The organism is Clostridiales bacterium (assembly GCA_017569285.1).
Lineage (GTDB): Bacteria > Bacillota > Clostridia > Christensenellales > Aristaeellaceae > Aristaeella.
The window spans coordinates 146,070-171,222 of sequence record CP069419.1 but is presented as its reverse complement, the minus strand read 5'-3'; the positions used below and the strand labels follow the sequence as shown (position 1 = coordinate 171,222).

Below are 25,153 nucleotides of genomic sequence, written 5' to 3'. Positions count from 1 at the left end.
AAGAGAGCGCACATCGCTGTGCGCTCTGCATATCACTCGATATTGAAACGTTTCTTGAAACGATCAACACGACCGCCAGTATCTACCAGCTTCTGCTTGCCGGTATAGAAAGGATGGCACTTGGAGCAGATATCCACTTTCATCTCTTTCTTTGTGGAACCCGTCTCAAAAGTTTCACCGCATACGCAGCGAACCACACACTTGCCGTACTGGGGATGGATGTTTTCCTTCATTGCTGTTTCACCTCTTTCGCGTATGCAATGGCGGTAAACCGCAAGACACATATTAACATAAATACGAATCGTTTGCAACCATTTTTTTCATCCGAATTTGCCGGAAGTATCCCGTTATTGTGAAAATTATGTGAATCAAAGGGATTCCCTTTTTCAATGTCGAAAAATAATAAGATTATGAAGAAATCCCGGAAGGAGTTCCATGAATGGATAAAAAGACAGTTGCGAAGTTTGATGTTGGCGGCCAGGCAGTTCTTGAGGGAGTCATGATGCGGTCACCGAACGCTACAGCGGTTACGGTACGCCGCCAGGACGGTACCATGGTTACAAAGCGGACACCTTTTGTTCCGCTGAAGGAGAAGCATCCCTGGACCGGCATACCTTTCATCCGCGGAGCGGTCAATATGGCAACCATGCTCTACTACGGCATGAATACGCTCGAAGATTCCACGAAAATGCTGGGCCTTCTTGATGAAGAACCCACACGGTTCGAAAAATGGCTTGCGGCAAAGCTTGGGAAAGGCGTGGATAAAGTTGTGATGGGTTTTGCCATCATTCTGGCGGTGGTTCTGGCGCTGGGGCTGTTCATGGCTTTGCCGGCCGGTGTTGAATCTCTCATGATCAATGCGGGAGCAAGTCCGGTGGCTTATACGCTGGTGGGGGGGCTTCTCAAGATACTGCTCCTTGTCGGATATATGATTCTGTGCGGTTTTGTTCCGGATGTACGGCGGACATTCCAGTATCATGGTGCTGAACACAAATCGGTTCACTGCCATGAATCCGGAAAACCGTTGACTCCGGAAAATGCGCAGGAGTTCTCACGCCTTCATCCCCGCTGCGGAACGGCATTCCTGCTGATTGTATTTATGATCAGTATACTGCTTTTCCTCGTTCTGAATATCGTTTTCCCGATCAAGGTGTATATCCTTCGGTTCCTTTTCCATCTGGCAATGCTGCCGATTGTGGCAGGCTGCAGTTACGAAATACTGATGAAGCTGGCGCATTCGTCCGGAAAAGCGGCATCCATTCTCCGCTGGCCCGGGATGCAGATGCAGCGTCTGACCACCCGGGAACCGGACAGTTCCATGCTGGAATGCGCAATTGTTTCTGTCAATGTAGTTCTGAACGGGTTCCCGGAAGGATGCGAAAAGACACCGGAAGGCTGGGCAGTTTTCCGCGATTACCGTGAATCGGAGCCCGGATATAAAGCACTGGCAGCTTCCGAACCGGGTATGGACGAAGGGGAAACCTGATATGAATCCACGCAGCCTGATCCTGGAGATGACGCGCCGGTTCCGTGCTGCAGGCATTCCGGATCCGGAATTTGACAGCGCTGCACTGCTGGCTTCCTTGTGCGGAAGGAATCCCCTTTCACTCCGGCTGGATATGGAAACGGAGATTGATCAGGAAACGGAAGACCGGTATCGTTCGCTTTGCGCAAGAAGAATCCGCCGTGAACCGCTTCAGTACATTACAGGCGAAAGCAGGTTCTGCGGATACAGTTTTGCTGTAACGCCGTCTGTTCTGATTCCACGGCCGGAAACGGAGCTCCTGTGTGAATGGGCGGTGGAGAAAATACCCGTGGATGCTTCCCCGAGGATACTGGATCTGTGCTGCGGCAGCGGATGTATTGGAATTACATTGAAGCTGCGGATTCCCTCTTCTGCTGTGTACATGTCCGATTTATCTTCAGCAGCTGCAGACGTTGCCCGGAGGAATGCGGAACGCCTTTCCGCAGATGTTTCGGTTGGAACAGGTGATCTGTTTGAAAATATACGGGATCGGAATTTCGACCTGATTATATCCAATCCGCCCTACATACCAGAAAATGAATGCAGCCTTCTTCAGGAAGAAGTAAAAAAAGAGCCGCTTACTGCACTGGATGGAGGAAATGACGGACTGGATTTTTACCGCAGGATATGCCGGGAAGCACCGGATTACTTGCGCCGGGGCGGAATACTGATGTTTGAGCTGGGCGACGGGCAGCACAGTGCTGTCGGGAAAATGATGGAAGAATCCGGATTCCAGTCTGTGGAGATCAGGAAGGATTTCCGGCAGATCAGCCGGATGATTTCCGGTTTAAAATGCTGACGGAGGACTTATGTTTGAGAAACTGGAGGAAATACGGGACCGGTATCATGAACTGCAGGAGGCAATTCTGCAGCCGGATACTGCCTGTGATTTCAGCAGATATCAGTCCTGCATGAAGGAAATATCCGCAATCAGGCCGGTTGCGGAAGAATATGAAGCATATATCGGAATCATCCGACAGATACAGGATGCAAAGGGCTTGCTCAGCGATCCGGATTATTCATCGGAAGCCGAGGCCGAAATTGCCGCACTGGAAGAAGCAAAAAACAGGAAAATCGATCAGCTGCGTCTGCTGCTGGTGCCTCCGGATCCGTTGAACAGCCGGAATGTCATTCTGGAAATCCGTGCAGGAGTGGGCGGAGAAGAGGCTGCCCTGTTTGCGGCGGATCTCATGCGGATGTATTCGAAATATGCGGATAAAAACGGTCTGTCCATCGAGCTGCTTTCGGTGAGCCCTACGGATCTGGGCGGGATCAGCGAGGCGCTGATGATGGTAACCGGATCCGAACCGTTTGCCAAAATGAAATTCGAAAGCGGAACTCATTGTGTAAAACGGGTCCCGGTTACGGAAAGCGGCGGACGGATTCACACATCAACCGCTACGGTTGCAGTACTTCCGGAAGCAAAAGATGTTGAAGTGGAAATCAATCCTTCTGATATACGGGTGGATGTATTCCATGCTTCTGGGCATGGAGGCCAGGGCGTCAATACAACCGACAGCGCAGTCCGGCTGACGCACATCCCCACAGGACTGGTTGTTGTATGCCAGGATGAACGAAGCCAGCTGGAAAACAAGAATAAAGCCATGAAGGTACTCCGTTCCCGGCTGGCGGAAAAAGAACGGATCCGCCAGGAGGCAGCGGTGGCTGCGGAACGAAGCCAGCAGATCAAAAATGGAGACCGGAGTGACAGGATCCGCACTTATTATTTCAACCATGATTATGTGGTTGACCACCGGATCGGGATGACAATAAACAGGACCGCTGAAGTGCTGAACGGAGAGCTTTCTCCGTTTATTGAAGCGCTCCAGCTGGCAGAAAAAACGGACAGGCTTTCCGGCTTGTCTTCAGGGAAGTGACTTGGAATGTTAACGAAACTGCGGAATGCAGATGAAGCATCGGTTCGGGAAGCTGCGGAAATCCTGAAATCCGGGGGCCTTGTGGCTTTTCCCACAGAGACCGTATACGGTCTGGGCGCGAACGCGTTTAACGCCGAAGCTGTGCTTTCGGTATTTACCGCGAAGGGACGCCCGGCGGACAATCCGCTGATTGTGCATATTTATGAGCGAAGCCAGCTGGATGAAATTTGTGATATTCCACCCCGGGCACCGGCTCTGATGGATGCTTTCTGGCCGGGCCCGCTGACGATTCTTTTTCCGCGGAAGCCGGTCATTCCGGATGTAGTGACTGCCGGTTTATCCACGGTTGCGGTCCGGATGCCGTCTCACCCGGTTGCACTTTCCCTTCTCAAAACAAGCGGGCTGCCGGTTGCGGCGCCGTCGGCAAACCGATCCGGCCGGCCGAGTCCGACGACAGCGATGCATGTGATGGAAGATATGAAAGGAATCATTCCGATGATCCTGGATGGAGGTGCATGTGAAATTGGACTGGAGTCCACAGTGCTGGATTTGTCCAATGAGAAGCCGGTGATTCTTCGGCCGGGTGGAATCACGAAATCGATGCTGGAGGAAGTCCTTCATGAGGAAGTTCTGCTGGCTGGAAGCATTCTTCGTCCCCTTCAGCCGGATGAGAAGGCTTTGTCTCCCGGGATGCGATATAAGCATTACGCCCCGGCCGGAAACGTGACACTCATCAGGGGAAGCGAAACGGCGGTAGTATCCACACTGAGGCTCTTATGCAGGCAGGATCTTGAAGCAGGCAGGAAATCCTGTGTCCTGTGCTTTACGGAACATGTTCCCATGCTGGAAAGCTGTTGTCCGCACGATATGGGTTCCATTGCAAACCATGCGGAAATCGCCCATCGATTGTTTGACATCCTCCGGCAGCTGGATCAGGAAGGAATGGAGACAATCTACAGTGAAGTGATTCCGCCGGAAGGAGTCGGGCTGGCAGTTATGAACCGGCTTGGGCGCGCGGCGGCTTTCAGGGCAATTGATGTATAAGGAAGACCCGGCAGTTCTGTGCTGAACAGCCGGGTCTTTTGTTTTGGGGGATCAGATGCCGAGCAGATCGCTGAATGCTTTCAATGCACCGTCACAGTCATGTGCAAGGACACGCTTCGCAAGGATTTTTCCAAGCTGTACGCCTTCCTGGTCAAAACTGTTCAGGTTCCACAGGAATCCCTGGAACATGACCTTGTTTTCAAAATGGGCCAGCAGTGCGCCGAGCGCTTCCGGGGTCAGCTGATCACCGATAATAATGGAAGAAGGACGGTTCCCGGCAAAGTATTTGTTCCGGTTATCATCCGGCTTTCCGCAGGCAAAAGCCATGATTTGTGCCGCAACATTTGCACAGAGCTTTTGCTGGCTGGTTGAATCCTGGATAACAATATCCTGCTCTGTCTGGTTTTTCCGGAATCCGATAAACTGAAGCGGAATGATATCGGTTCCCTGATGAAGAAGCTGATAGAACGAATGCTGCCCGTTCGTTCCGGGTTCGCCGAAAATCACAGGCCCGGTCGGGTATTCCACCGGCTCGCCGAAGCGGTTGACAGATTTCCCGTTGGATTCCATATCCAGCTGCTGGAGATGGGCCGGGAAACGGCTCAGCGCCTGGGAATAAGGAAGAACAGCCGTGGAAGGGTATCCAAGGACATTCCGCTCATAGACGCCAATCAGTGCGTCCAGCATGGCGGGATTTTCCATGGGATTGGGACACGTATCCAGACGGTCGGCTTCAGCAGCGCCGTTCAGGAAACGGTTAAAGTAATCAGGGCCAAAGGCGAGCGAAAGTACAGCTCCGCCGACGGCAGATGTGGAGGAATACCGTCCGCCGATATAATCGTCCATAAAGAACGCGGCAAGGTAGTCACTGCTGCTGGCCAGCGGTGAGGATTTGCTGGTGACAGCGATCATATGCTTTGCGGGATTGAGTCCCCTGTCCTTCAGGAAGTTTTTCACAAACGTTTCATTGGTCAGCGTTTCCAGTGTGGTTCCGGACTTGGAAACAAGGATGAAGATGGACCGGGACAGGTCTGTGGATTCAAGTACGGAAACAGCATCATCGGGATCCACATTGCTGATAAATGCAGCCTTCATGCGGAAATGACCGGTTCTGCGGGCATGGTTTTCCATTGCCAGATACATGGCTCTCGGTCCGAGGTCGCTCCCGCCGATCCCGATCTGGACAACGGTGGTAAACTTCTCCCCTGCTTCATTGCAGATGTCTCCCGCATGGACTTTTCCGGCAAATTCGGCAATCCGGCGCTGCTGCTCCAGGTAAAACTCACGCTTGTTTTCGGTTCCGTCGATTACGTCGTTTCCAAGCTGTCCGCGTGTCAGCTGATGAAGTACTTTGCGCTTTTCACCGGTGTTGATTACCGCTCCGTTATACAGTTCGGCAAACTTTTCGGCAAGACCGGCTTCCTGCGCCAGAGAGCACAAATGGGTAAGGATCTGATCATCCACCTGTTTGGCTGCATAATAATATGTCAGGCCGCCTCCCATCGGAACCCGGTAGCGTGTGACACGGTCAACACCGTTTTCGCCGCTCATCGCCTGGACAAGATCCACGCGGTGCGGATCGGACTGCAGGGTACGGAAAGAAGACAGCTGATCAAGGTTTTTCCATTCCATTCGAATCGTCCTCCGTCAACAGAATTTAAAAGGTGAACATATTGATTATAACCCTGAGGAAGGCCTGTGACAAGCGCCATGGTTATTCCATCGTATCCCTGAACCGTTCCCGGCAGGCCTTTTCAAGAGCGTCTGTAATGATTTTCAGCGTACGGATCCGGGCATATTTTTTATCATTTGATTCAATAATATACCACGGGGCGTTTTGGGTACTGGTTTTCTGCAGCATTTCATTGACTGCGGTTTCATACTGCGGCCATTTTTCGCGGTTCCGCCAGTCTTCTTCCGTGATTTTCCATTGCTTTTCCGGGGTGTTCTGCCGTTCTGCAAATCGGGCCAGCTGGGTTTCCTGGTCGATATGGATCCAGAATTTCAGGACAACAGCGCCCCATTCAGTCAGCTGCCGCTCAAATTCATTGATTTCGTGATAAGCCCGCTGCCAGTCTTTTTCGGTACAGAAACCTTCAAGCCGCTCCACCATCACCCGTCCATACCAGGTTCGGTCAAATATACAGATGTGACCGGTACGGGGAAGCCGTGTCCAGAAACGCCACAGGTAATGGCGGTTCAGCTCATGCGGAAGCGGGGATGCGATCGGATGTACGTCAAATCCCCGCGGATCCAGCGGATAGGCAACCCGGCGGATGTTGCCTCCTTTTCCGGCGGCATCCCATCCTTCATAGCACAGGATCACCGGGATTTTTTTCTCATAAATCTTGTTATGAAGTTCACTGAGCCGGGCCTGGTATCGTTTCAGTTCATGCTTGTAATCTTCTTCACTGATGGATGGAGAAAGATCCACATCCTTTAGCAGCGGCATCTTGATAACCGGAAAATCTGCGTCGTAAACATCTCCGGTATATCTGCCTTTCCGGATGGCAGAATCAATCCGCGAGGTCAGCAGTTCCAGGGCATCCCGGACAGCGGTTTTCCGTTTCCTTGCGTCCAGGATATGCCATTTGACAGATTTGTCAGTCTTTTCCATTACTTCATCGTAGGCCTTGAAAAAACGGCTGTATTCCCGGTTCTGCCACAGATCATCATCCGTGACACGCCATCTTGTTTCCGGGGCGCTGTAAAGGGATTCAAGCCGTTTCAGCTGTTCTTCACGGTCAATGTGAAGGAAAAGCTTCAGAATGACATAACCGCCGTCCCGAAGCTGACGTTCAAATTCGTTGATGGAGCGGACTCTGTTTTTGTATTCGTTATCGGTTATTTCCCGGCGGATATATTTCCGGACCAGGTTTTCCATCCAGCCGGAATCCAGGAACATGATTTTTCCGTTTTCCGGAATTGCGCAGGCATATGGATACAGAAAGGGATAACGGCTTTCACTTTCAGCTGTGACCGCAGGAGAAACAACGTTATAGAAGCGTGGATCGATTTCGCTGATCAGTTCCTTGATCAGGCTTCCCTTTCCGGCGGCAGACCATCCTTCCAGCAGAACAAGGACAGGAATCTTTTTTTCACGCATGTTCTGCAGCATACCAAAGAGCCGGCTTCGGTATTCCCTGATTTCTCCGTTCAGTTGATCTTTGTTTTCCGGTTTGGATTTCTCAATATCTTTCAACATTTCGAAGCTCCTTCTATGCAGTTGTCAGGTTTTTCTTTATTATATCGGAAATCAGTCCGGGGATCAAGCATATGAAAAAGCCATCCGCCTGAACGGCGGATGGCCGTGAATGGGAGATTTCAGCAGATTTCGATATTTCCGCTGACAGTGGAAGTACGGATCTGAAGGCTTGCGCCGCTCCCGGAATCAGGATAACGGCACCGGAGGCTTCCGGAAACGGAACGCATTGCGGGATGGATTCCCGGAATCCCGTCCGGAAGATGGATTTCAACTTCTCCGCTGGTTGAGGCGGCTTCAATATTCCGGATATCCGTATTCCGGACAGACAGGTACTGGTCTCCGCTGATAGTATGGGCGCTCAGCCGGCTGGTGCAGCCTTCCATTCTCACATCGCCGCTTGTGCTTTTCAGAACGGCGGTCTGGCTGTTGCCGAACAGGTTCACGTCACCGCTGATACTGTTGATTTCGGTTTCATCCGCATTTCCGTGCAGGGAAATATCGCCGCTGGTGGATTTGGCAACAAAACGGCCGGCTTTCATGGTATCGGAAAAACTGAAGGAAATATCACCGCTTGTCGTACTCAGCAGGACTTTCTCGGCCGAAAGATGGCATCCGTCAATATCGCCGCTCAGAGAGCTTGAACGGATTTCATCCAGTGAAGTCTCCGGAATATCGATATAGATTCCGGTCTGCTCTGTAATGCTGCCGGCGGTTTTGCTGATCACTTTTCCTACGAAACTGAGAATACCCTTGATGGACATATCCTCAGGCTGCATGTTGAATTCTTCATTCATTTTGTGATTGTTCTGGATCACATGGAGGCATGTTCCGTTGAATTCGCAGTGATAAAGATCCGGGTTTTCGGAACGGACATGGATGAGTCCGTCTCTGGAGCGATTCAGCGTCACATCGCAGTTTCTCAGTTCTGTGACGATGCTGCGCAGGTTTTCTGCAGGGAAAACCTGGTCGCCTGGAACGGGATCCGGCTGCCGGGATTCAAGCTCAGCCGGCTTCTTGGGATCCGCTTCCGGAATGCCGGAAGGAGCCGGAGAAGCTTTTTTGGGATATTCATCAATGACTTCCTTCATTCCCTGCAGGCTTTCCACAACAGCGTCCAGTGCTTCTGTTTCACTCAGTCCGCGGCCGATCAGGTCATCATAGTGTTCCTGGCAGTTGTTCAGCAGTTCTTCATACAGCGCACGGGTTTCGTTATTCATCGCTGTATCCTTGAACAAAAGGTCAATTATCCCTGAAATACTTGCATTCATACAATCAATCTCCTTCCAGAAGCCGGTTGAGGACTTCCCTGGTTTCAATCCAGAATTCAATGTCTTCGCTGAGCTTTTTCCGTCCGCTTTCCGTCAGGCTGTAATACCGTCTCCGTGCGCCGATGTTTTCATCGCCCCAGTAAGAGCGGATACATCCGGCAGCCTCCAGCCTGCGGAATGCGGTGTAAAGTGTCGCTTCCTTCAGTTCCAGTTTTTCGTTGCTGAGTGCAGCGACTTCCTTGCTGATCTGGTAGCCGTATCCATCATTTCGGGAAAGCCGTTTCAGAATGATGGCATCGGTATATCCTCTCAGCAGATCCGATGAGATCATGTCAGGATCACCTCCAGGCATATTTATAACATAATATACCTCACCTGTCAAGGTATATTACAAGATAAAATATATATTTTTGAAAAGGTTATTTCTGCCTGCGGATTTCTTCAATGGATTCCCGTAATTCGCGGATCCTTTCCCGGATATCAGACACTTCATCCTTCCAGTCATCATATTCCGTGTCAAACATATCAAACGGACCAACCGGTTCATCCAGCAGCTTCATATCCAGCTCATATTCCAGATCCTGCAGTTCCTCTTCCAGTTCCTCAGCAGTGGGTACATAGTACTTGAGAAATGCGGGATCCTGCCGGTAAGAAACATTTCCGTTTTCGTCAATCATGATATTCAGGCGGTTTTCCGGATAATCAGACGGATTCATGGTGCTCCCCCTATGTCTTGATTGTTTTTCAGATACCTGTATGATAAAATATCAATCTGGATTCAGTCAATCATGGAAAATGAGGTATATGAAAATGAAAGCATGGCTTCATCAGTGCCCCGGTGAGATTCCGAAGGGAATGGTATCTCCCTGTGAAATGGCTAAATTTGAACTGGATAATACGTTTCCGGAAACTGCATGGAAGATCCGTGTCGTACCGGAAATGAAAGACGGATATCGGATTGACCAGGAAGACGGCAGCTGGGTGCTTTCCGGAGGGGAAACCGGTGTACTGTACGGCGCTTATGCGATGATCCGGAAGCTTTATTCCGGTCAGCAGGTTCCGGTTGAGACGGAATCGTCGCCCCGATACGAACTTCGGATGATCAACTGCTGGGATAATGCAGACGGAACGGTGGAACGCGGGTATTCCGGGCGCAGTCTGTTCTTTGAAAACGGACAGTTTGCATACGATCCGGACAGGATGCGGGAACTTGGAAGGCTGCTGGCTTCAGTCGGCCTGAATGTCCTGTGCATCAATAATGTCAATGTTCATGATCCTGCCCAGCAGCTTCTGGAAGATTATCTTCCGGAAGCGGCGGCACTGGCTGCGATTTTTCGGCCGTTTGGGGTACGCCTGATGTTCTCCGTGGATTATTCCCAGCCGATGCTTCATGGAATTCCGACTGCAGATCCGCTGGATCCCGCTGTGCGGAAGTGGTGGAAGGATACCGCCGCAAGGGTGTGGAAAGCAATTCCGGACCTGGCTGGTTTTCTGGTAAAAGCGGACAGTGAAGGCCGTCCGGGGCCGTTTACATATGGGCGCAATCATGCGGAAGGGGCCAATATGCTCGCGGAAGCAGTGAAACCCTATGGCGGAGTGATTGTGTGGCGCTGCTTTGTATATAACTGCCGGCAGGACTGGCGGGATCTGGAGACAGACCGGCCCAAAGCCGCATATGAGCACTATGCTTATCTGGACGGCCAGTTCGGTGACAATGTGATCCTCCAGGTCAAGCACGGTCCGTTTGACTTCCAGGTACGGGAACCGTTATCCCCGCTCCTCCTTGCAATGAAAAAGACAAAACTTGCGATGGAGCTTCAGCTGGCCCAGGAGTATACCGGTCATCAGATTGACCTGTACACCATGATTCCGATGTGGAAGGAACTGTTCGCAGAGATGCCGGCCGGGAATATCATGTCCATTGCAGCCGTTTCCAATCTGGGCCGGGATGAGAATTATACAGGTCATCCGCTGGCGGCGGTCAATCTGTATACGTACGGGCTTCTTGCCTGGAATACGGAAGTGGATATGGAATCCTCCGTGACTGAATGGATCCGGCTGTCATACAGCCTTTCGGAAGCGGATACGGAGCGCCTGCGGAACATTCTGCTTTCCAGCCGCAGGACCTATGAGAAATATACAGCCCCGCTCGGTATTGGCTGGATGGTTACTCCGCATGATCATTACGGACCGAATCCCTCGGGCTATGAGTATGATCTGTGGGGTACCTATCATAAAGCGGACCGGAATGCGGTCGGAATTGACCGCACAGAACACGGTACCGGATACCTGCTTCAGTATCCCGAAGAAATCCGGAAAAAATATGAAACTCCGGAAACCTGCCCGGATCTGATGCTGCTGTTCTATCACCGGCTTCCCTATACATTCCGGATGAAGGACGGTCGGACATTGATTCAGCGGATTTATGATGATCATTTTGAGGGGCTGAAGGAAACGGAGGAAATGGCTGCGTCTATCGGTTCGATTCCATTTCCGGAACCGGACCGTACAGTGATCAGTCAACGAATGGATATGCAGCTTCGGAATGCACGGGAATGGTGTGATATCATCAACACGTTTTTCCACCGTCTGTCCGGTATTGATGATGAAAGAGGCAGGAAGATTTACCTGTAAACCGGAAAAGAAGAGGCCGCGGATTTACTCCGCGGTCTTTCTGTATGGGCAAAGGTCCTTCAGTTCACAATCCCGGCAAAGGGGATTCCGGGCTTTACACAGGCGGCGGCCATGCCAGATCAGCCAGTGATGGGCCTGTCCCCATTTTTCCTTCGGGATGATCCGGGTCATCTGTTTTTCGGTTTCGGCCACATTGTCGGCTTTGCAGAGCCCCAGCCGGTTGCAAACCCGGAAAACGTGGGTATCCACGGCAAATGCAGGGATTCCGAATGCATTGCTCAAAACGACATTTGCGGTTTTTCGCCCCACACCCGGAAGCTTTGTCAGCTCTTCCATGGTATGCGGGACTTCTCCGCCGTATATGTCGCGGATGATCCGGCAGGCACTGATGATATTGGATGCTTTGGTGCTGAAACCGCAGCTTTTGACCATCGGATAAAGGTCACTTACATCAGCAGAAGCCATGGAAACCGGATCAGGATACCTGCTGAAAACAGCCGGGGTCACTTTGTTGACCTGCCGGTCGGTACATTGGGCAGAGAGGATTGTTGCGACCAGCATTTCATATGGATTGGAAAAAACAAGCTCCGCCTTTGCTTCCGGGTACATCTGTTCCAGTTTTTCCAGGATTTTCAATTTCTGTTCACGGTTCATGATTTACAGCACCCTTCTCCGGTTCTTTTGCAAATTCATCTGAAAGGATGATTTCTTCCCTGAACAGAAGGGACATCTCATCCCGGGCAGCTGCTTTAGATTTGCTCAGTCCCTCCAGTTCGGTCATCAGTTTTTCCGGCTCATCGGATCCGGTGACATCCGCTTTATATACGGCAACCTGGTAGGTCACCTCCGGAGAAAACGCTTTCGGGTAGGCGGACTCAATAATGCATACGGTTTCTTCTGAATCCAGTTCCGGATGATTTTTCAGCATATGGGCTTCAATTGCACGGTTTCTTGCAAGACGCTGATCCGCACTGTAGGAGATACTGAGAGAAGTTGTGTTGTAGCTGTAGATGGAATAACCCGCAACGGTTCCGATGCCGAAAACAAACAGGGCGGCCAGCAGGATTACATGCTTTTTGGTAAATTCGAGGCGTTCCGTTCCTGAATAGACATACCCGAGACGGTTGAAAGGAGGAATCAGCGCACGGAAAACAACGGCAAGCACTACGGTTTCAATGGGAAACAACGCAACGTTTTTTATTACTGCGACCATTGCCATGGAATAAGTTTTTCCCAGTACGACATTCCAGTACCATACATGGATCGGATATGACAAAATCACATTTACGAATAGGCAGATGGAAAACCGGCAGAGCAGCAGCCGGGGAACCGTGATTTCTGCTCTGTATAAAAAGAGTGCAAAGACAAAGCTGCCGGCCATTTCGGTAATCATGTATGCAGGAAAATAGACGCCGCTCGGGTACAGCAGATATCCGAGCGTATCGGATAAGGCGCCGCTGAGGAGGGCCACAATGGGTCCGTAGATCATGGAACCGAAAGCGTTCACGATAAAGCCGATTCCTTCCTTCAGGTCACCGGCGACCGGGATACTCAGCGGTTTGACGGCAATCCGGAGGGCAAGGATCAGAGCGGCAAACACAATCATCTTTGTGTTTTTGAATTCCGCAAAAGCCAGCTTCCAGTATTCCCGGCAGAATGGGGTTTTGAAAGTTTTGTAGTTGACATTTTTTCTCTGCATAAGAAAAAGCCTCCTTTCGAATTCACAGAAACAATTCTTGTGATTCGCAGAGGCTTTCCTGCCGGAAAAGCAGCGGGATGCGCATTTTCCACCGCACAGCTGTCAGCTGTTTCGTTTCATGACAACTCCCCGTTCATGAACACTTGACGCGGAAAACGCTACTCTGCCTTCACGAATCCATCTTTACTATCATATCATAAAGGATCCAGGTTTACCAGATATTGAAGAGGTTATGCCCGGTCGGATTGAATATATCCCTTCCTGCACAGGAGTTCTGCGGTCAGGATGGCGCCGCCGGCGGCACCGCGGATTGTGTTGTGGCTCAGGCATACAAAGCGCCAGTCGAAAATCTTGTCTTCCCGCAGGCGTCCGATGCTGACACCGAATCCGTTCTGGAAGTTCCGGTCCAGGCGGGTCTGCGGCCGGGCAGGATCGTCAAAATACTGAAGGAAAGGCTTGGGAGCGTTCGGCAGTTCAAGACGCTGCGCTTCTGTTTCATAATTGGCCCAGCGCTCCAGGATCTCCTCTTTCGTCACCTTTTTGCCGAATGAAACAGATACAGCAGCCATATGCCCGTCGCTGGCGGCAACACGGATACACTGTGCGCTGATGACAGGGGCTTTGGCATTTACAATAACCTTGCCATTCCCATTGTCCTCAAGATGCCCCCAGAGCTTAAGCGGTTCATTTTCGCTTTTTTCATCCTCGCCTCCGATATACGGAATGACATTGTCGATCATTTCCGGCCAGGTTTTAAACGTCTTTCCCGCTCCGCTGATGGCCTGGTAAGTACAGACCATAACCTTTTCGGGCTCAAAATCGAGCAGCGGGGTGAGTGCGGGAACATAGCTCTGGATGGAGCAGTTTGGCTTGACAGCGATGAAGCCGTATTCAGTGCCCAGGCGTTTCCGCTGGGTTTCAATGACTTCCAGATGGGAAGAGTTGATTTCGGGAACCACCATGGGAACATCTTCAATTCCCCGGCAGGCACTGTTGTTGCTGACGACGGGAATCTCATGGCGGGCATAGTTTTCCTCCATCGCGCGGACTTCATCCTTCTTCATGTCCACGGCACAGAATACGAAGTCCACCAGGGGCTTGATGGCATCAATATCAGATGCATCCATCACCTTCATATCAGCGGCATAATCGGGGATTGGCCAGTCAAAAGCCCAGCGGTCGCCGACAGCTTCAGCGTATTTTTTTCCGGCGCTTCTGGCAGATGCAGCCAGGCAGGTCACTTGAAACCACGGATGATTCTGCAGCAGTGAGATAAACCGCTGCCCGACCATTCCGGTGGCACCGACAATTCCGACACGGTACTGATTCATACGGCAATTCCTCCACTCTAAGCAAAAAGCCGCCTGAGATCATCATCAGGCAGACCCCTCCGCTTTGACTTGTTGCATCATAGCATGAAGATACGGCCATGTCAATAAATCGGCAGGCTGCGGAAACCAAAAGAACAAACGTTGTACGGAAGGAAACGATTTGACTTTTGTTGAAATTAGAAATAGAACTTCCGGAAAATGAATATGGAGGGAGATACGCACGGATGAGTGCCCGTAAATGGAATCAGGAAAAGAAAAAAGGACTGCTTTACCATATGCATTCCCTGCTGTTTTCGATCGGATTTGATCTGCTTTTCGGATTGCTGCTGGTTTTCCTGAAGGATACGGCGCTGATGATTGCTGCCTATGTCCTTTCAGCATTCCTGGCGATCTGCGGTATTTACCAGATCTTTGTCTACCTGCATTCCCCTGTAATGCGGAAGATTGTGGAGTCCAGGCTGGCGTCAGGGCTGATCCTCCTTCTCTCCGGCACTATGCTTGTGTTCAATCCGGCGTTTCTGCAGGAAATATTCCCGGTGATCTGGGGGCTGTCGCTTCTGGCCGGAGCATTCCTGAAAATCCAGTATGCCTTTGACCAGCTTCAGCTGAAAATAGCCAGATGGTGGATTATGCTCATTTTCGCCTCTTTGTCCCTTGTGATCGGCATTCTTGCGATGCTTCGTCCGGACTTCCTTGGTGAAAACAAAGAGTTTGTAATCGGCCTGATGCTGATATTCGAGGCGGTCCTTGATATTGTTGTGCTTTTCATGATGAACCGTGCAATAAAAAAGAACTTCAATACTCCGCATTCAACGGAATTGAATGAAAAGAATCCGGCTGAAAATGAACCGGCTGAAGAAAAGCCTGCAGTTCCTGCCGGTACAGAACAGCCTGTGGAAGTACAGAATACAGAACCGGATTCGGGAATGGCGGAAGATAATAAACCGGAAGGAATTCAGGATACTGCCTGCACCGATGAGAAACCGGAGAAATGAGGTGGAACAATGACTTATGAATTACTGCAGCAATGGATTGATGAAAGCTCAAAAATTGTTTTCTTTGGAGGCGCCGGTGTATCAACTGAAAGCGGAATTCCGGATTTCCGGAGTGTAGACGGGCTGTACCACCAGAAATACGATTATCCGCCGGAAGAGATTCTCTCTCATACCTTTTTTGTGCGAAAACCGGAAGAATTCTTTCGTTTCTACCGGGATAAAATGCTTCCCCTGGACGCTGAACCGAATGCGGCTCACCGGAAACTGGCGGAATGGGAAAAATCAGGGAAACTGGCTGGAATCGTAACACAGAATATTGACGGTCTCCATCAGAAAGCGGGCAATCAGAAAGTATTTGAGCTTCACGGAAGTATTCACAGAAATTACTGTGAACGCTGCGGAAAGTTCTTTCCGCCTGAATATATCCGGGATTATCCGGAACTGGTTCCGAAATGCGGCTGCGGAGGAAGGATTAAGCCGGACGTGGTTCTTTATGAGGAAGGCCTGGACAATGATGTTGTGACGGGGGCGGTTCATGCGATATCCAAAGCCGACCTGATGATTGTTGCTGGTACAAGCCTCACAGTATATCCTGCGGCAGGACTGGTCCGGTATTTTCGCGGAAAACATCTGATTCTGATCAACCGGGATGCGACACCGATGGACAGCGAATGCGACCTGGTGATTCATGACAAGGTCGGGCAGGTTCTCTCTTCTTTGAAATGATCCAAATATTATATATCTGTTAAATGTGTTTCATTTACATTTCAAATATAAAATGATATAATGACGTATGTTTGTTTATAGGAGGCGTTATTATGCCTGATCTGTCGAACGTTACGGCAATTCTACCGGATCTTGCCGATTATCTGGTATATTCTGCCATTGCGGTTGTCACGCTGATCGGTTTGTTCAAGTGCCTCATTCCGCTGTGGAAAACCACCGGGGCTCTTCGCAGGGCAATCAGCCGGCTCCAGGCCAATGCCGGAAAAACGACTGATAAGCCGGTCTGGCAGGAAGCCAGGTTTGTCGGAAAAAGGCTCCAGGATATATGGCTGCGTTTTCTGCAGAATGCGGAACAGCTGGACCGGCGCGGACTTCCGACAAATGTGGAGGACTATATCAACGATGATACGGTAACCCACGGGCCCGGAAATGCGACCCTGGCGGAGCTGATCCCGAACCTGTTGACATCCCTGGGTATCCTGGGTACGTTTATGGGATTGTCCAGGGGTCTTTCATCCCTGAATTTCGCAGATGCGTCAGAATTGATCAAGGGGATTCCGGATCTGCTCGGCGGAATGCGGTTCGCGTTCGGGACGTCTGTGGCAGGTATCAGCTGCAGTATTGTTTTTAATATGATGAACCGGATTTCCCAGGGCTCAAGCTACCGCGCGATTGATGATTTTGTTTCTTCTTTCACCCAGCTGGCGATGTCCCGGCCTCTGGATAATGATGTACAGATGATTATTCAGAATCAGGACCGGAATTTCATGCTGCAGGGAATCAATGATACGCTGGTGGACCGGCTTGCCGAAAACGTCGGCCGTTCCATCACCCGTGCAATGAATCCGGTATCCGAATCGATGGATCACTTCATTGTCGGTGCTACCCGGAATCAGATCGACGGAGTCAATCGAATTGTGGCGCGGTTCCTGGATGAAATGGACCGGAGTCTGGGAAATCAGTTCTCCGCTTTGTCCCTGTCCATGGATTCGCTCACCAAAAACCAGATCAGCGCATCACGGGCAGCCGGTGAGAATGTGGCTGCTGCGCAGGGAATTGTCAATAATGCCCTTGCCCTGCAGGAGATGACCAATCATATCCTGGACAAATTTGATCACTATATGAAAGGGATCAATGAAGTCCGGCACCGTGATGAAACATATGAAGAAAGAGTCAGCTCGGTTCTGGACCGGATGGAGAAGGAAAATAAGGAACTGGCCGGACTTATGGCTGAATTCGGCGGTAAAATCCGTTCCCTGTCCGACCGGACGGAACTGAATCAGAAGGATCTGGATGCCATCCGGGATTTGATGGAAGGAATCAGCCGCAATGTAGGCAAAATTTCTGATACAGTTTCAACGCTTTCCGGGGAGGACTGATCATGGCGCGTCAACGAATACATAACCGGCGGGCCGCACACGGAAGTCCGGGAGGCGGAGCAAGCTGGATCAGCTATTCGGATATGATGGCGGCATTGCTGCTGATCTTTGTACTGATACTGACATACAGCCTGTACCAGTATTTTACGATGCTGGAATCAAAGACCAGAGAACTGGACAATCAGGCAATCCAGCTGAATATCGCGCAGGATGCGCTGAACGAAAAGGAAAAAGCGCTGATTATTATTCAGGCGGATCTGGATGAGCTGCAGACAACACTGACCTCCAAAGAAGAGGAACTGAATGCGACCAATCTGATTCTGATTTCCAGGGAAGAGGAACTGGAGAAACTTCAGAACACACTGATCCTGAAACAGGCGGATCTGGACAAAGCGACTGCAAGACTTGAAGAACAGCAGCTTCTGCTTTCCAGCCAGGCCCGCCGGATCGATGATCTTGTGGGGATCAGGACTGCGATGATCCGGGAGCTTTCCTCTGCCCTTTCCCATGCGAATCTGAAGGCAACCGTCGATCCGAATAACGGAGATATTGTTCTCGACAGTTCCGTATTCTTTGAATCCGGAAAGTATACAATCAAGCAGGAAGGTCAGGATCTTCTGAACCGTTTTGTTCCGGTATACCTGAACGTCCTGCTTCGGGATGAATATTCGGATTATCTGGGTGAGATCATCATTGAAGGACATACGGATTCTCAGGGCAGCTATGAAACAAATCTGAAACTCAGCCAGGACCGGGCGCTTCAGGTGGCGCTGTACTGTCTGAATATGCAGTCCCTGTCCAGGGAACAAAAAACACGCCTGCAGCAAATTCTCACCGCAAAGGGACGAAGCTATTCCGACCTGATCTATGTCGACGGAAAGGAAGATGCGGACGCTTCCCGCCGGGTGGAATTCAAATTCAGCCTGAAAGATGCTGAAATGATTGACGAAATGAACCGGATCCTTTCACAGCAGGAACAAGGAACAGGTAACTGATTATGAAAGCAGCGGGTATTATTCTGATTATCCTGTGCATTGCCGCACTGGCTGGCGTGGTATATTATTATGCATCATCTTCCCTGACGGTGACTTATATTGATTGCGTCGCGACTGATCCGATGTCCCGGCCGGAACTGATGGAATCGCTGAAGACGCAGCTGGAAGAGGATACATTTGCCGGACTGAAACTGGCACAGGAAACAGCCTTTTCCCCGGCAGACAGCCTCCTGTACACCTGGACGGTCCGGATCTCCAACCGGACCAGAATTCCGGCTAAAGCGGCGGAAATCCGCATTATTCCCCTTTCGGGGGATATCATTCAGTTGAATGGTACTGTTGAAACCATGCTGGAACCGGGGAAAGAAACAGTAATTGAACCGGGGCGGGATGAACTGATCAGGATAACTGTACTGACGGGGTCCGGGGTGCATCATGTCAGGGAAGCGATTGTTTCCTGGTACCTGTGGGGTATGCCCTTCTCGCAAAGGATGACGATCGGCCAGTCAACCCGGTAGAATCTCCATTTTTCAGAAAAGAAAAAGCCTGTACAGATTTGTACAGGTTTTTCTGTTGCCCCAGGGAGCCGATGCTTTCGTTTTTTCACCCGCTATGTAAAGCAGGCTGGTGCCCTGCCTGATGAATCTGCCGTCCCCTGACGTTCAGAACGGGGGCATGGCATATCACCATATGGACCCGGGCTCCATTTTATGAAATGTGGGGAAAACCGAAAAGCTGTCGCGATCCCCAGGAAGCTGATTAAATTATAGCGAAAACAAAACCGGACGTCAATACCTGAACCGGATGAGTTCAGGCATACATGGCGGTGATTCTGGCGGAGATTGCTTCCAGGAACTGCTGGCTGTTGACACCCTGGACATTGCCGTCATACAGGCCGGCCAGGTCTTTGGTCATGATTCCGGAATTAATGGTATCCAGTGTGGCTTTTTCCAGCCTGTCGGCAAAATCCTGCAGATCAGGAAGATGATCAAGTTCACCGCGTTTTCTCAGTGCGCCGCTCCATGCGAAGATCGTTGCCACCGGATTGGTGCTGGTCTCCTCCCCTTTCAAGTACCGGTAATAATGGCGGGTAACAGTTCCGTGGGCGGCTTCATACTCGAACTGTCCGTTCGGACTGACCAGCACGGAAGTCATCATCGCAAGGGAGCCGAAGGCCGTCGCGATCATATCACTCATTACATCGCCGTCATAATTCTTGCAGGCCCAGATAAATCCGCCTTCAGAACGAACCACACGGGCGACGGCATCATCGATCAGTGTATAGAAATAGGTGATTCCGTTATCTTCAAATGCCTTTTTATACTCCTGGTCATAGATTTCCTGGAAGATATCCTTGAACCGGTGGTCATATGTTTTGCTGATGGTATCTTTTGTGGAGAACCACAGATCAAGTTTCTGGCTCAGGGCATAACGGAAACAGCTGTGGGCGAAAGAACAGATGGAACTGTCCAGGTTGTGGATTCCCTGGATTACACCGGGGCCTTTGAAATCAAATATAGTCTGTCGGATTTCTTCCCCGTCCTCACCGGTGAAAACCAGTTCTGCCTTTCCGGCAGATGGAACACGGATTTCGGAATTTCGGTAAACGTCGCCATAGGCATGCCTGGCAATAACGATGGGTTTCTTCCAGGTACGGACGGTAGGATGAACACCGTCCACCAGGATCGGAGAGCGGAAAACGGTTCCGTCCAGGATGGCCCGGATGGTTCCGTTCGGACTCTTCCACATTTCCTTCAGGTGATACTCTTCCACCCGCTGGGCGTTGGGGGTGATGGTGGCACACTTAACAGCCACACCGTATTTTTTGGCTGCGTTTGCACTGTCAATTGTAACCTGGTCATTGGTTTCATCCCGATGCTTCAGGCCCAGATCATAATATTCCGTCTGAAGATCTACAAACGGGGTAATGAGAAGATCTTTGATTTTCGCCCAGAGGATCCGGGTCATCTCATCGCCGTCCATCTCAACCAGGGGTGTTTTCATCTGGATTTTATTCATGGTATACCTCCGTTCATTAGGGCTGAAAAAAGCCCCAGAGAGAATTTTACCCTCTGAGGCGGACATTCACAATACGGTGGCCGGAAAAACAACACAGAAACAACGGATGGTTTATCTGAAATCATATTCAGCGGCAGCAGAATCAGGTTCGGGAGTCGGCGTTGTAAAAATGTCGAAATGGGAATAATCATCCTTGGAGTAGTAGCCCTCATAGGCTTCGCCGACTTCCTCATCCGGAATATAGGTTTTTTCCTCATCCTGGATTGTCAGGATGTCGGATCCGTCCCAGGAATCTATGTGCGGGAAGATGATTGTCATGACAAGCCAGCTTTTTTCGTCATAATTTTTCGGAATATAGTTATAGTATATACGTGGCGCATTCCCTTTGTCTTCGTATATTTCCTCCCCGAAAGAAGTGTCCGGGTCCCGGATGACCTGAGCTGCTTTCTGTGAGGGAACAGAGATTTCGTCCGTCGCGGAATCAGCATTCTGGAACAAAGCGCGAAGGAAGGATGAGGCGATTGCAGGAAACCGGGGGATATCCCGGACGATCAGCTCCAGCGAATCAAGCGTATCATCGTTCAGTTTCACAGTAATTTCGACATCTTCAGGCACGTCAGCGTTATCTGAATGCGTGATTCCAAGGACGGCAAATCCGGGATAAATATCAAAACCGGAGTTGACCGGCGTTTCGCCCTGCTGCGTCAGGAAAGAATTGACGCTCTCAATGTATTGTTTCAGTACTTTCTGGCCGTTTGTTTCTTCCGGCCAGGCAATATCTGCAGAAGCGGAACTGAAGGCCGTGATCAGGACAATGAACAGGAGAAAAATACGTCTGATTACCATTCGGTTTTATCCTCTTCGATCTTTTTTTCCCGGATTTCAATACTCTTGCAGATCAGTTCAACAGCGCCGTTGATTCCCATAACACCGGTATCCACGCAAAGATGATAGTTGTCAACGCTGCCCCATGTTCCCGTGGCATAATAATTGTAATAGGAAGCACGCTGCTTGTCAGCTTTCCGGATGCTTTCTTCAGCATCGGCCGGATCGATTCCGTAGATATTGACAATCCGGCGGATTCGTTCCTCGTTGGAAGCTTTGATAAAAATATTGATTACATTCGGATGATCCCGGAGTACATAATCGGCGCAGCGTCCGACAATTACACACGGTCCTTCATCCGCAATCCGGCGGATGGTGTCGAACTGGGCCAGGAAAATACGGTGATTCAGGGGAATATCCAGGTACATACTCATTTCAGAACGAGCCTGGTATCCGCCGAGCATGGAAAACAATCCGCGCTTTTCCTGCTTTTCATCGTAGTTTTCCATCACTTCCTGGCATATTCCGCTGTCCTTGGACGCTTCCACGAGCAGTTCCTTGTCATAAAAAGGAATTCCAAGCCGTTCGGAAAGCAGCTTCGCGACGTATCGCCCGCCGGATCCGTACTGGCGTCCTACGGTTATGATCGGTTGAAACTTCATCGTCATTCCACCCTTTCCGTATAGAGTATGATTGATTATGCCGGTACTATATAAATTCGAAAAAAAAACGGTTTTTCCTTCCGGAAACATCGGCTTGTTTTTCAACTGTATTCGTGTTATTCTTCATCCTGAAATCATTTCAGCCAATATGGCAAAGATAACCGGAGGATCTATGAAGACGCCTGTAAACCGCCGTACCCTGAAACAGCATCTGACTTACAACTGGTGGAAATACGTTCTGTTCCTTTTGATCGGGGTTTTCGGTGTGGATCTGCTGTACACTGTCACGACACCGCGGATTCCGGATGACAGGAAAGTGGATTTTTATATTTCCGGCTACGTCGATACGGAAAAGCTGGATGTTTATACGGAGCGAATCCGCTCGGAGGAGATGCCATGGCTGGAAAAAATCCAGCAGGTTACCCTGTATACAGATGATCAGTACGGCCCGATGCAGCTGATGACTTACATTGCTGCTGGTGAAGGTGATATTTATCTGCTTCCGCGGGAAAACTTCCTGTCCTTGTCTTCGGAAGGAGCATTCATTCCCCCGGAACTGATGGAAATCCTGAAAGATGTGGATTTGCAGCGAGGCTGGCGTAAAAATACAGAAACCGGGGAAAACCATCTCTACGGGATTCCGCAGGATAAGCTCCCCGGTCTGATTCAGTATGCATACTGCGATAACGGATTTCTTTCCGTACATTTCAGCAACAGGAACGAGGAAAATGCGATGGCTTTCCTTCGGATCCTGTGCAGGGACATGCTTGAGGATAAGAATACGGAAACGGAACAGAAAATGAATCCGTGAGGAATTACTCCCCGCGGATTCCTTTGGCCAGCTTCCCGGCCAGTTCTTCTTCCTGCTCTGTAAAACGTCGTGCCGGATCGTAATATACCGGTGCAGCAACCCTGAAAAGATGCTTTTTCCGGTCAATATGGACAGGATAAAGCTTTAATGCACGGCCGCTTGCGCGGTACCACATCTCACCGATACGAAGCCAGCTTGTATTGATCCAGTCATGATGAGTCAGCCACCCGCTGGGCTGTTCCGGAAAAATGATCAGATAATCATCCTTCTGCAATGCACGGATACTCTGGCGGAGCGTCAGCATAATCCGCTGGTCATGATATACAGGAATATACTGAACGCTGCGAAGCACAGGGGGCAGGATGGCGGCGGCTATGTACGGGACAGTGACATTGAGAAGGGGTTCAAAAATGTTGCCCGGCCTCCACCAGTAATCCTGACGGACATAGGCCGGCACTTCTTTTGCCTCCAGCATTCCGTTGTTGATCCAGGGATGGCAGCGGTCTCTCATCGGGAACTTTGTGCACATATTCACCGGACCGATTGCGCCGACGTGATTCGCAACAAATACGCACGGGCCTTCCTCAAAAGGCACTTCCCACTCGGTCGTCATCCGGTGTGAGAAAGTACGGATCAATGCGCTTGCGGCTTTATAAAATCGCTTTCCCATCTGTCACCCATCCTTCAAACTGCATATCGGTCAGTTATTTCTGGTATAGTTGGGAGATTCCTTGGTGATGGAAATATCGTGCGGATGGCTTTCTGCGAGGCCGGCATTGGTAATCCGGATAAACTCGCTGTTTTTACGCAGGTCATCCACGGTCTTTGCACCGCAGTATCCCATACCGCTGCGAAGGCCGCCGACCATCTGGAAAATGGTGTCGGCAAGGGTTCCCTTATACGGAACACGTCCTTCCACGCCTTCCGGTACGAGTTTCTTTGCGCCTTCCTGGAAATAACGGTCCTTGGAGCCGACCGCCATGGCGCTCAGGCTGCCCATGCCGCGGTATACCTTGAAGGAACGTCCCTGGTAAATCTCCATGGCGCCGGGGGATTCCTCCGTACCTGCAAGCAGGCTGCCAAGCATGACACAGCTGCCGCCGGCAGCAATTGCTTTGGTAATATCACCGGAATACTTGATACCGCCGTCAGCGATAACACGGATTCCGTATTTGTCGGCTTCCTCTGCACAGTCGGAAACGGCTGTAATCTGAGGAACGCCAATGCCGGCAATGACACGGGTGGTACAGATGGAGCCAGGCCCGATGCCGACCTTAACGCAGTTTACACCGGCGGAAATCAGGTCATGCGTGGCAGCGGCCGTGGCAACATTTCCGGCAAACAGGGTAATATCGGGATATCTGCTTCGGATTGCTTCCACCTGCCGGAGCACACCCAGGCTGTGACCGTGGGCAGTATCGATATTGATCACGTCAACCTTTGCTTCCAGCAAAGCATCGATCCGTTCAAAAACGTCTTTTGTCACTCCGACAGCGGCACCGCAGAGAAGACGCCCGTTTGCGTCCTTGGCGCTGTTGGGGTATTTGGAGGTCTTTTCAATGTCCTTGATTGTAATCAAGCCCCGGAGGTAACCGTCCTTGTCAACAATAGGCAGTTTTTCAATACGGTGGGAAGCAAGGATACGCTTTGCATCTTCCAGCGTAGTGCCTTCAGGCGCTGTAATCAGGTTTTCACTTGTCATTACTTCGCCGATGGGCCGGCTGTAATCCGTCTCAAAACGAAGATCACGGTTTGTCAGGATGCCGACAAGCTTCCCTTCCCGGGTAATCGGGACACCGCTGATGCGGTAACGGCTCATCAGTTCTTCAGCATCGCTGATCAGGTTTTCAGGACTCAGGTAAAAAGGATCGGTAATGACCCCGTGCTCACTGCGCTTGACTTTGTCCACCTGGGCAGCCTGTTCCTCGATGGACATGTTTTTATGGATAATACCCAGACCGCCTTCCCGTGCCATTGCAATGGCCATTCTGCTGTCAGTTACGGTATCCATGGCGGCTGACAGGATCGGAATATTGAGTTTGATATTCGGAGTCAGCTGAATGGAAAGATCGACATCTCTGGGCAGGACCTCACTCTTGGCAGGAACCAGAAGCACATCGTCAAAAGTAAGTCCTTCCCTGATATTGTTTTGCAGCAT

General features: G+C 50.6%; 25 protein-coding genes. 11 read left to right on the top strand and 14 right to left on the bottom strand.

The window, feature by feature from the left end; genetic code table 11:
* Positions 1-32 precede the first annotated feature (32 nt).
* Positions 33-233, bottom strand: a complete 201-nt coding sequence (gene rpmE / locus JNO48_00850; GenBank protein ID QTE68494.1) for a 50S ribosomal protein L31 — start codon at positions 231-233, stop codon at positions 33-35.
* Between the two features lie 206 nt (positions 234-439).
* Here rpmE and JNO48_00845 point away from each other — a divergent pair, with 206 nt between their 5' ends.
* Genes JNO48_00845 through JNO48_00830 form a run of 4 tightly spaced genes read left to right on the top strand, consistent with a single transcriptional unit; the run spans position 440 to position 4,446 of the window.
* On the top strand, positions 440-1,486 hold the full coding sequence (locus JNO48_00845; GenBank protein QTE68493.1) for a DUF1385 domain-containing protein: 1,047 nt from the start codon (positions 440-442) through the stop codon (positions 1,484-1,486).
* 1 nt (position 1,487) lies between these two features.
* Positions 1,488-2,324 (top strand): peptide chain release factor N(5)-glutamine methyltransferase, encoded by an 837-nt coding sequence (gene prmC, locus JNO48_00840; GenBank protein QTE68492.1) that lies wholly within the window; start codon positions 1,488-1,490, stop codon positions 2,322-2,324.
* Between the two features lie 10 nt (positions 2,325-2,334).
* On the top strand, positions 2,335-3,402 hold the full coding sequence (gene prfA / locus JNO48_00835) for a peptide chain release factor 1 (protein QTE68491.1): 1,068 nt from the start codon (positions 2,335-2,337) through the stop codon (positions 3,400-3,402).
* 6 nt (positions 3,403-3,408) lie between these two features.
* Positions 3,409-4,446 carry a threonylcarbamoyl-AMP synthase gene (locus tag JNO48_00830; GenBank protein QTE68490.1) on the top strand — a complete coding sequence of 346 codons (1,038 nt, stop codon included), beginning with the start codon at positions 3,409-3,411 and terminating at the stop codon, positions 4,444-4,446.
* Between the two features lie 51 nt (positions 4,447-4,497).
* Here JNO48_00830 and JNO48_00825 read toward each other — a convergent pair whose 3' ends face one another.
* The 5 genes from JNO48_00825 to JNO48_00805 form a co-directional block, all read right to left on the bottom strand.
* Positions 4,498-6,078 carry a glucose-6-phosphate isomerase gene (locus JNO48_00825; GenBank protein ID QTE68489.1) on the bottom strand — a complete coding sequence of 527 codons (1,581 nt, stop codon included), beginning with the start codon at positions 6,076-6,078 and terminating at the stop codon, positions 4,498-4,500.
* 82 nt (positions 6,079-6,160) lie between these two features.
* A complete protein-coding gene (gene pap / locus JNO48_00820) occupies positions 6,161-7,651 on the bottom strand; it encodes a polyphosphate:AMP phosphotransferase (GenBank protein QTE68488.1) in 1,491 nt (496 codons plus the stop codon).
* A gap of 119 nt (positions 7,652-7,770) precedes the next feature.
* Positions 7,771-8,868, bottom strand: coding sequence for a DUF4097 family beta strand repeat protein (locus tag JNO48_00815; GenBank protein ID QTE68487.1), 1,098 nt, complete (start codon positions 8,866-8,868; stop codon positions 7,771-7,773).
* 55 nt (positions 8,869-8,923) lie between these two features.
* On the bottom strand, positions 8,924-9,250 hold the full coding sequence (locus JNO48_00810) for a helix-turn-helix transcriptional regulator (GenBank protein QTE68486.1): 327 nt from the start codon (positions 9,248-9,250) through the stop codon (positions 8,924-8,926).
* Positions 9,251-9,338: 88 nt separating this feature from the next.
* Positions 9,339-9,635, bottom strand: coding sequence for a hypothetical protein (locus JNO48_00805; protein ID QTE68485.1), 297 nt, complete (start codon positions 9,633-9,635; stop codon positions 9,339-9,341).
* A gap of 94 nt (positions 9,636-9,729) precedes the next feature.
* On the opposite strand from JNO48_00805, the gene JNO48_00800 reads away from it, so the two are divergent.
* Positions 9,730-11,553, top strand: a complete 1,824-nt coding sequence (locus JNO48_00800; GenBank protein ID QTE68484.1) for an alpha-glucuronidase — start codon at positions 9,730-9,732, stop codon at positions 11,551-11,553.
* A gap of 24 nt (positions 11,554-11,577) precedes the next feature.
* Here the strand turns inward: JNO48_00800 and nth are convergent, their stop codons facing one another.
* From nth to asd, 3 genes are all read right to left on the bottom strand, one after another.
* On the bottom strand, positions 11,578-12,207 hold the full coding sequence (gene nth, locus JNO48_00795) for an endonuclease III (protein QTE68483.1): 630 nt from the start codon (positions 12,205-12,207) through the stop codon (positions 11,578-11,580).
* A complete protein-coding gene (locus tag JNO48_00790; GenBank protein QTE68482.1) occupies positions 12,197-13,252 on the bottom strand; it encodes a folate family ECF transporter S component in 1,056 nt (351 codons plus the stop codon). The genes nth and JNO48_00790 overlap by 11 nt, the downstream gene beginning before the upstream one ends.
* A gap of 230 nt (positions 13,253-13,482) precedes the next feature.
* On the bottom strand, positions 13,483-14,583 hold the full coding sequence (gene asd, locus JNO48_00785; GenBank protein QTE68481.1) for an aspartate-semialdehyde dehydrogenase: 1,101 nt from the start codon (positions 14,581-14,583) through the stop codon (positions 13,483-13,485).
* A gap of 224 nt (positions 14,584-14,807) precedes the next feature.
* Between asd and JNO48_00780 the strand changes: the two genes are divergently transcribed.
* From JNO48_00780 to JNO48_00760, 5 genes are all read left to right on the top strand, one after another.
* Positions 14,808-15,578: a DUF308 domain-containing protein gene (locus tag JNO48_00780; protein ID QTE68480.1), complete on the top strand. Its 771-nt coding sequence runs from the start codon at positions 14,808-14,810 to the stop codon at positions 15,576-15,578.
* 9 nt (positions 15,579-15,587) lie between these two features.
* Positions 15,588-16,304, top strand: coding sequence for an NAD-dependent protein deacylase (locus tag JNO48_00775; GenBank protein QTE68479.1), 717 nt, complete (start codon positions 15,588-15,590; stop codon positions 16,302-16,304).
* A gap of 92 nt (positions 16,305-16,396) precedes the next feature.
* Positions 16,397-17,683, top strand: a complete 1,287-nt coding sequence (locus JNO48_00770; GenBank protein ID QTE68478.1) for a hypothetical protein — start codon at positions 16,397-16,399, stop codon at positions 17,681-17,683.
* Positions 17,684-17,685: 2 nt separating this feature from the next.
* The gene (locus JNO48_00765; protein ID QTE68477.1) at positions 17,686-18,678 is read left to right on the top strand and encodes an OmpA family protein; all 993 of its coding nucleotides are present in this window, start codon (positions 17,686-17,688) and stop codon (positions 18,676-18,678) included.
* Positions 18,679-18,680: 2 nt separating this feature from the next.
* Entirely contained in the window at positions 18,681-19,196 is a 516-nt protein-coding gene (locus JNO48_00760; protein ID QTE68476.1) for a hypothetical protein, read from the top strand.
* Positions 19,197-19,488: 292 nt separating this feature from the next.
* Here JNO48_00760 and JNO48_00755 read toward each other — a convergent pair whose 3' ends face one another.
* The 3 genes from JNO48_00755 to JNO48_00745 form a co-directional block, all read right to left on the bottom strand.
* On the bottom strand, positions 19,489-20,697 hold the full coding sequence (locus tag JNO48_00755) for an NADP-dependent isocitrate dehydrogenase (GenBank protein ID QTE68475.1): 1,209 nt from the start codon (positions 20,695-20,697) through the stop codon (positions 19,489-19,491).
* Positions 20,698-20,808: 111 nt separating this feature from the next.
* On the bottom strand, positions 20,809-21,543 hold the full coding sequence (locus tag JNO48_00750) for a hypothetical protein (GenBank protein ID QTE68474.1): 735 nt from the start codon (positions 21,541-21,543) through the stop codon (positions 20,809-20,811).
* Entirely contained in the window at positions 21,537-22,184 is a 648-nt protein-coding gene (locus JNO48_00745; protein ID QTE69643.1) for a cytidylate kinase-like family protein, read from the bottom strand. Before JNO48_00745 ends, JNO48_00750 begins: the two co-directional genes overlap by 7 nt.
* Positions 22,185-22,356: 172 nt before the next feature.
* On the opposite strand from JNO48_00745, the gene JNO48_00740 reads away from it, so the two are divergent.
* A complete protein-coding gene (locus JNO48_00740; protein QTE68473.1) occupies positions 22,357-22,995 on the top strand; it encodes a hypothetical protein in 639 nt (212 codons plus the stop codon).
* Between the two features lie 4 nt (positions 22,996-22,999).
* Here the strand turns inward: JNO48_00740 and JNO48_00735 are convergent, their stop codons facing one another.
* Both JNO48_00735 and guaB read right to left on the bottom strand, forming a co-directional pair.
* On the bottom strand, positions 23,000-23,665 hold the full coding sequence (locus tag JNO48_00735; protein ID QTE68472.1) for a hypothetical protein: 666 nt from the start codon (positions 23,663-23,665) through the stop codon (positions 23,000-23,002).
* 30 nt (positions 23,666-23,695) lie between these two features.
* Positions 23,696-25,150, bottom strand: coding sequence for an IMP dehydrogenase (gene guaB / locus JNO48_00730; protein QTE69642.1), 1,455 nt, complete (start codon positions 25,148-25,150; stop codon positions 23,696-23,698).
* Positions 25,151-25,153 lie beyond the last annotated feature (3 nt).

Bases quoted from the DNA above. Each gene is read 5' to 3' on its own strand.
- JNO48_00830 (QTE68490.1), top strand. From the start codon at position 3,409: ATGTTAACGAAACTGCGGAATGCAGATGAAGCATCGGTTCGGGAAGCT.
- JNO48_00735 (QTE68472.1), bottom strand. From the start codon at position 23,665: ATGGGAAAGCGATTTTATAAAGCCGCAAGCGCATTGATCCGTACTTTC.
- JNO48_00825 (QTE68489.1), bottom strand. From the start codon at position 6,078: ATGGAATGGAAAAACCTTGATCAGCTGTCTTCTTTCCGTACCCTGCAG.
- asd (QTE68481.1), bottom strand. From the start codon at position 14,583: ATGAATCAGTACCGTGTCGGAATTGTCGGTGCCACCGGAATGGTCGGG.
- JNO48_00760 (QTE68476.1), top strand. From the start codon at position 18,681: ATGAAAGCAGCGGGTATTATTCTGATTATCCTGTGCATTGCCGCACTG.
- rpmE (QTE68494.1), bottom strand. From the start codon at position 233: ATGAAGGAAAACATCCATCCCCAGTACGGCAAGTGTGTGGTTCGCTGC.
- JNO48_00740 (QTE68473.1), top strand. From the start codon at position 22,357: ATGAAGACGCCTGTAAACCGCCGTACCCTGAAACAGCATCTGACTTAC.
- JNO48_00815 (QTE68487.1), bottom strand. From the start codon at position 8,868: ATGAATAACGAAACCCGTGCGCTGTATGAAGAACTGCTGAACAACTGC.
- JNO48_00780 (QTE68480.1), top strand. From the start codon at position 14,808: ATGAGTGCCCGTAAATGGAATCAGGAAAAGAAAAAAGGACTGCTTTAC.
- JNO48_00745 (QTE69643.1), bottom strand. From the start codon at position 22,184: ATGAAGTTTCAACCGATCATAACCGTAGGACGCCAGTACGGATCCGGC.
- nth (QTE68483.1), bottom strand. From the start codon at position 12,207: ATGAACCGTGAACAGAAATTGAAAATCCTGGAAAAACTGGAACAGATG.
- JNO48_00845 (QTE68493.1), top strand. From the start codon at position 440: ATGGATAAAAAGACAGTTGCGAAGTTTGATGTTGGCGGCCAGGCAGTT.
- JNO48_00770 (QTE68478.1), top strand. From the start codon at position 16,397: ATGCCTGATCTGTCGAACGTTACGGCAATTCTACCGGATCTTGCCGAT.
- JNO48_00805 (QTE68485.1), bottom strand. From the start codon at position 9,635: ATGAATCCGTCTGATTATCCGGAAAACCGCCTGAATATCATGATTGAC.
- JNO48_00775 (QTE68479.1), top strand. From the start codon at position 15,588: ATGACTTATGAATTACTGCAGCAATGGATTGATGAAAGCTCAAAAATT.
- JNO48_00755 (QTE68475.1), bottom strand. From the start codon at position 20,697: ATGAATAAAATCCAGATGAAAACACCCCTGGTTGAGATGGACGGCGAT.
- pap (QTE68488.1), bottom strand. From the start codon at position 7,651: ATGTTGAAAGATATTGAGAAATCCAAACCGGAAAACAAAGATCAACTG.
- prfA (QTE68491.1), top strand. From the start codon at position 2,335: ATGTTTGAGAAACTGGAGGAAATACGGGACCGGTATCATGAACTGCAG.
- JNO48_00800 (QTE68484.1), top strand. From the start codon at position 9,730: ATGAAAGCATGGCTTCATCAGTGCCCCGGTGAGATTCCGAAGGGAATG.
- JNO48_00765 (QTE68477.1), top strand. From the start codon at position 17,686: ATGGCGCGTCAACGAATACATAACCGGCGGGCCGCACACGGAAGTCCG.
- JNO48_00750 (QTE68474.1), bottom strand. From the start codon at position 21,543: ATGGTAATCAGACGTATTTTTCTCCTGTTCATTGTCCTGATCACGGCC.
- JNO48_00810 (QTE68486.1), bottom strand. From the start codon at position 9,250: ATGATCTCATCGGATCTGCTGAGAGGATATACCGATGCCATCATTCTG.
- JNO48_00790 (QTE68482.1), bottom strand. From the start codon at position 13,252: ATGCAGAGAAAAAATGTCAACTACAAAACTTTCAAAACCCCATTCTGC.
- prmC (QTE68492.1), top strand. From the start codon at position 1,488: ATGAATCCACGCAGCCTGATCCTGGAGATGACGCGCCGGTTCCGTGCT.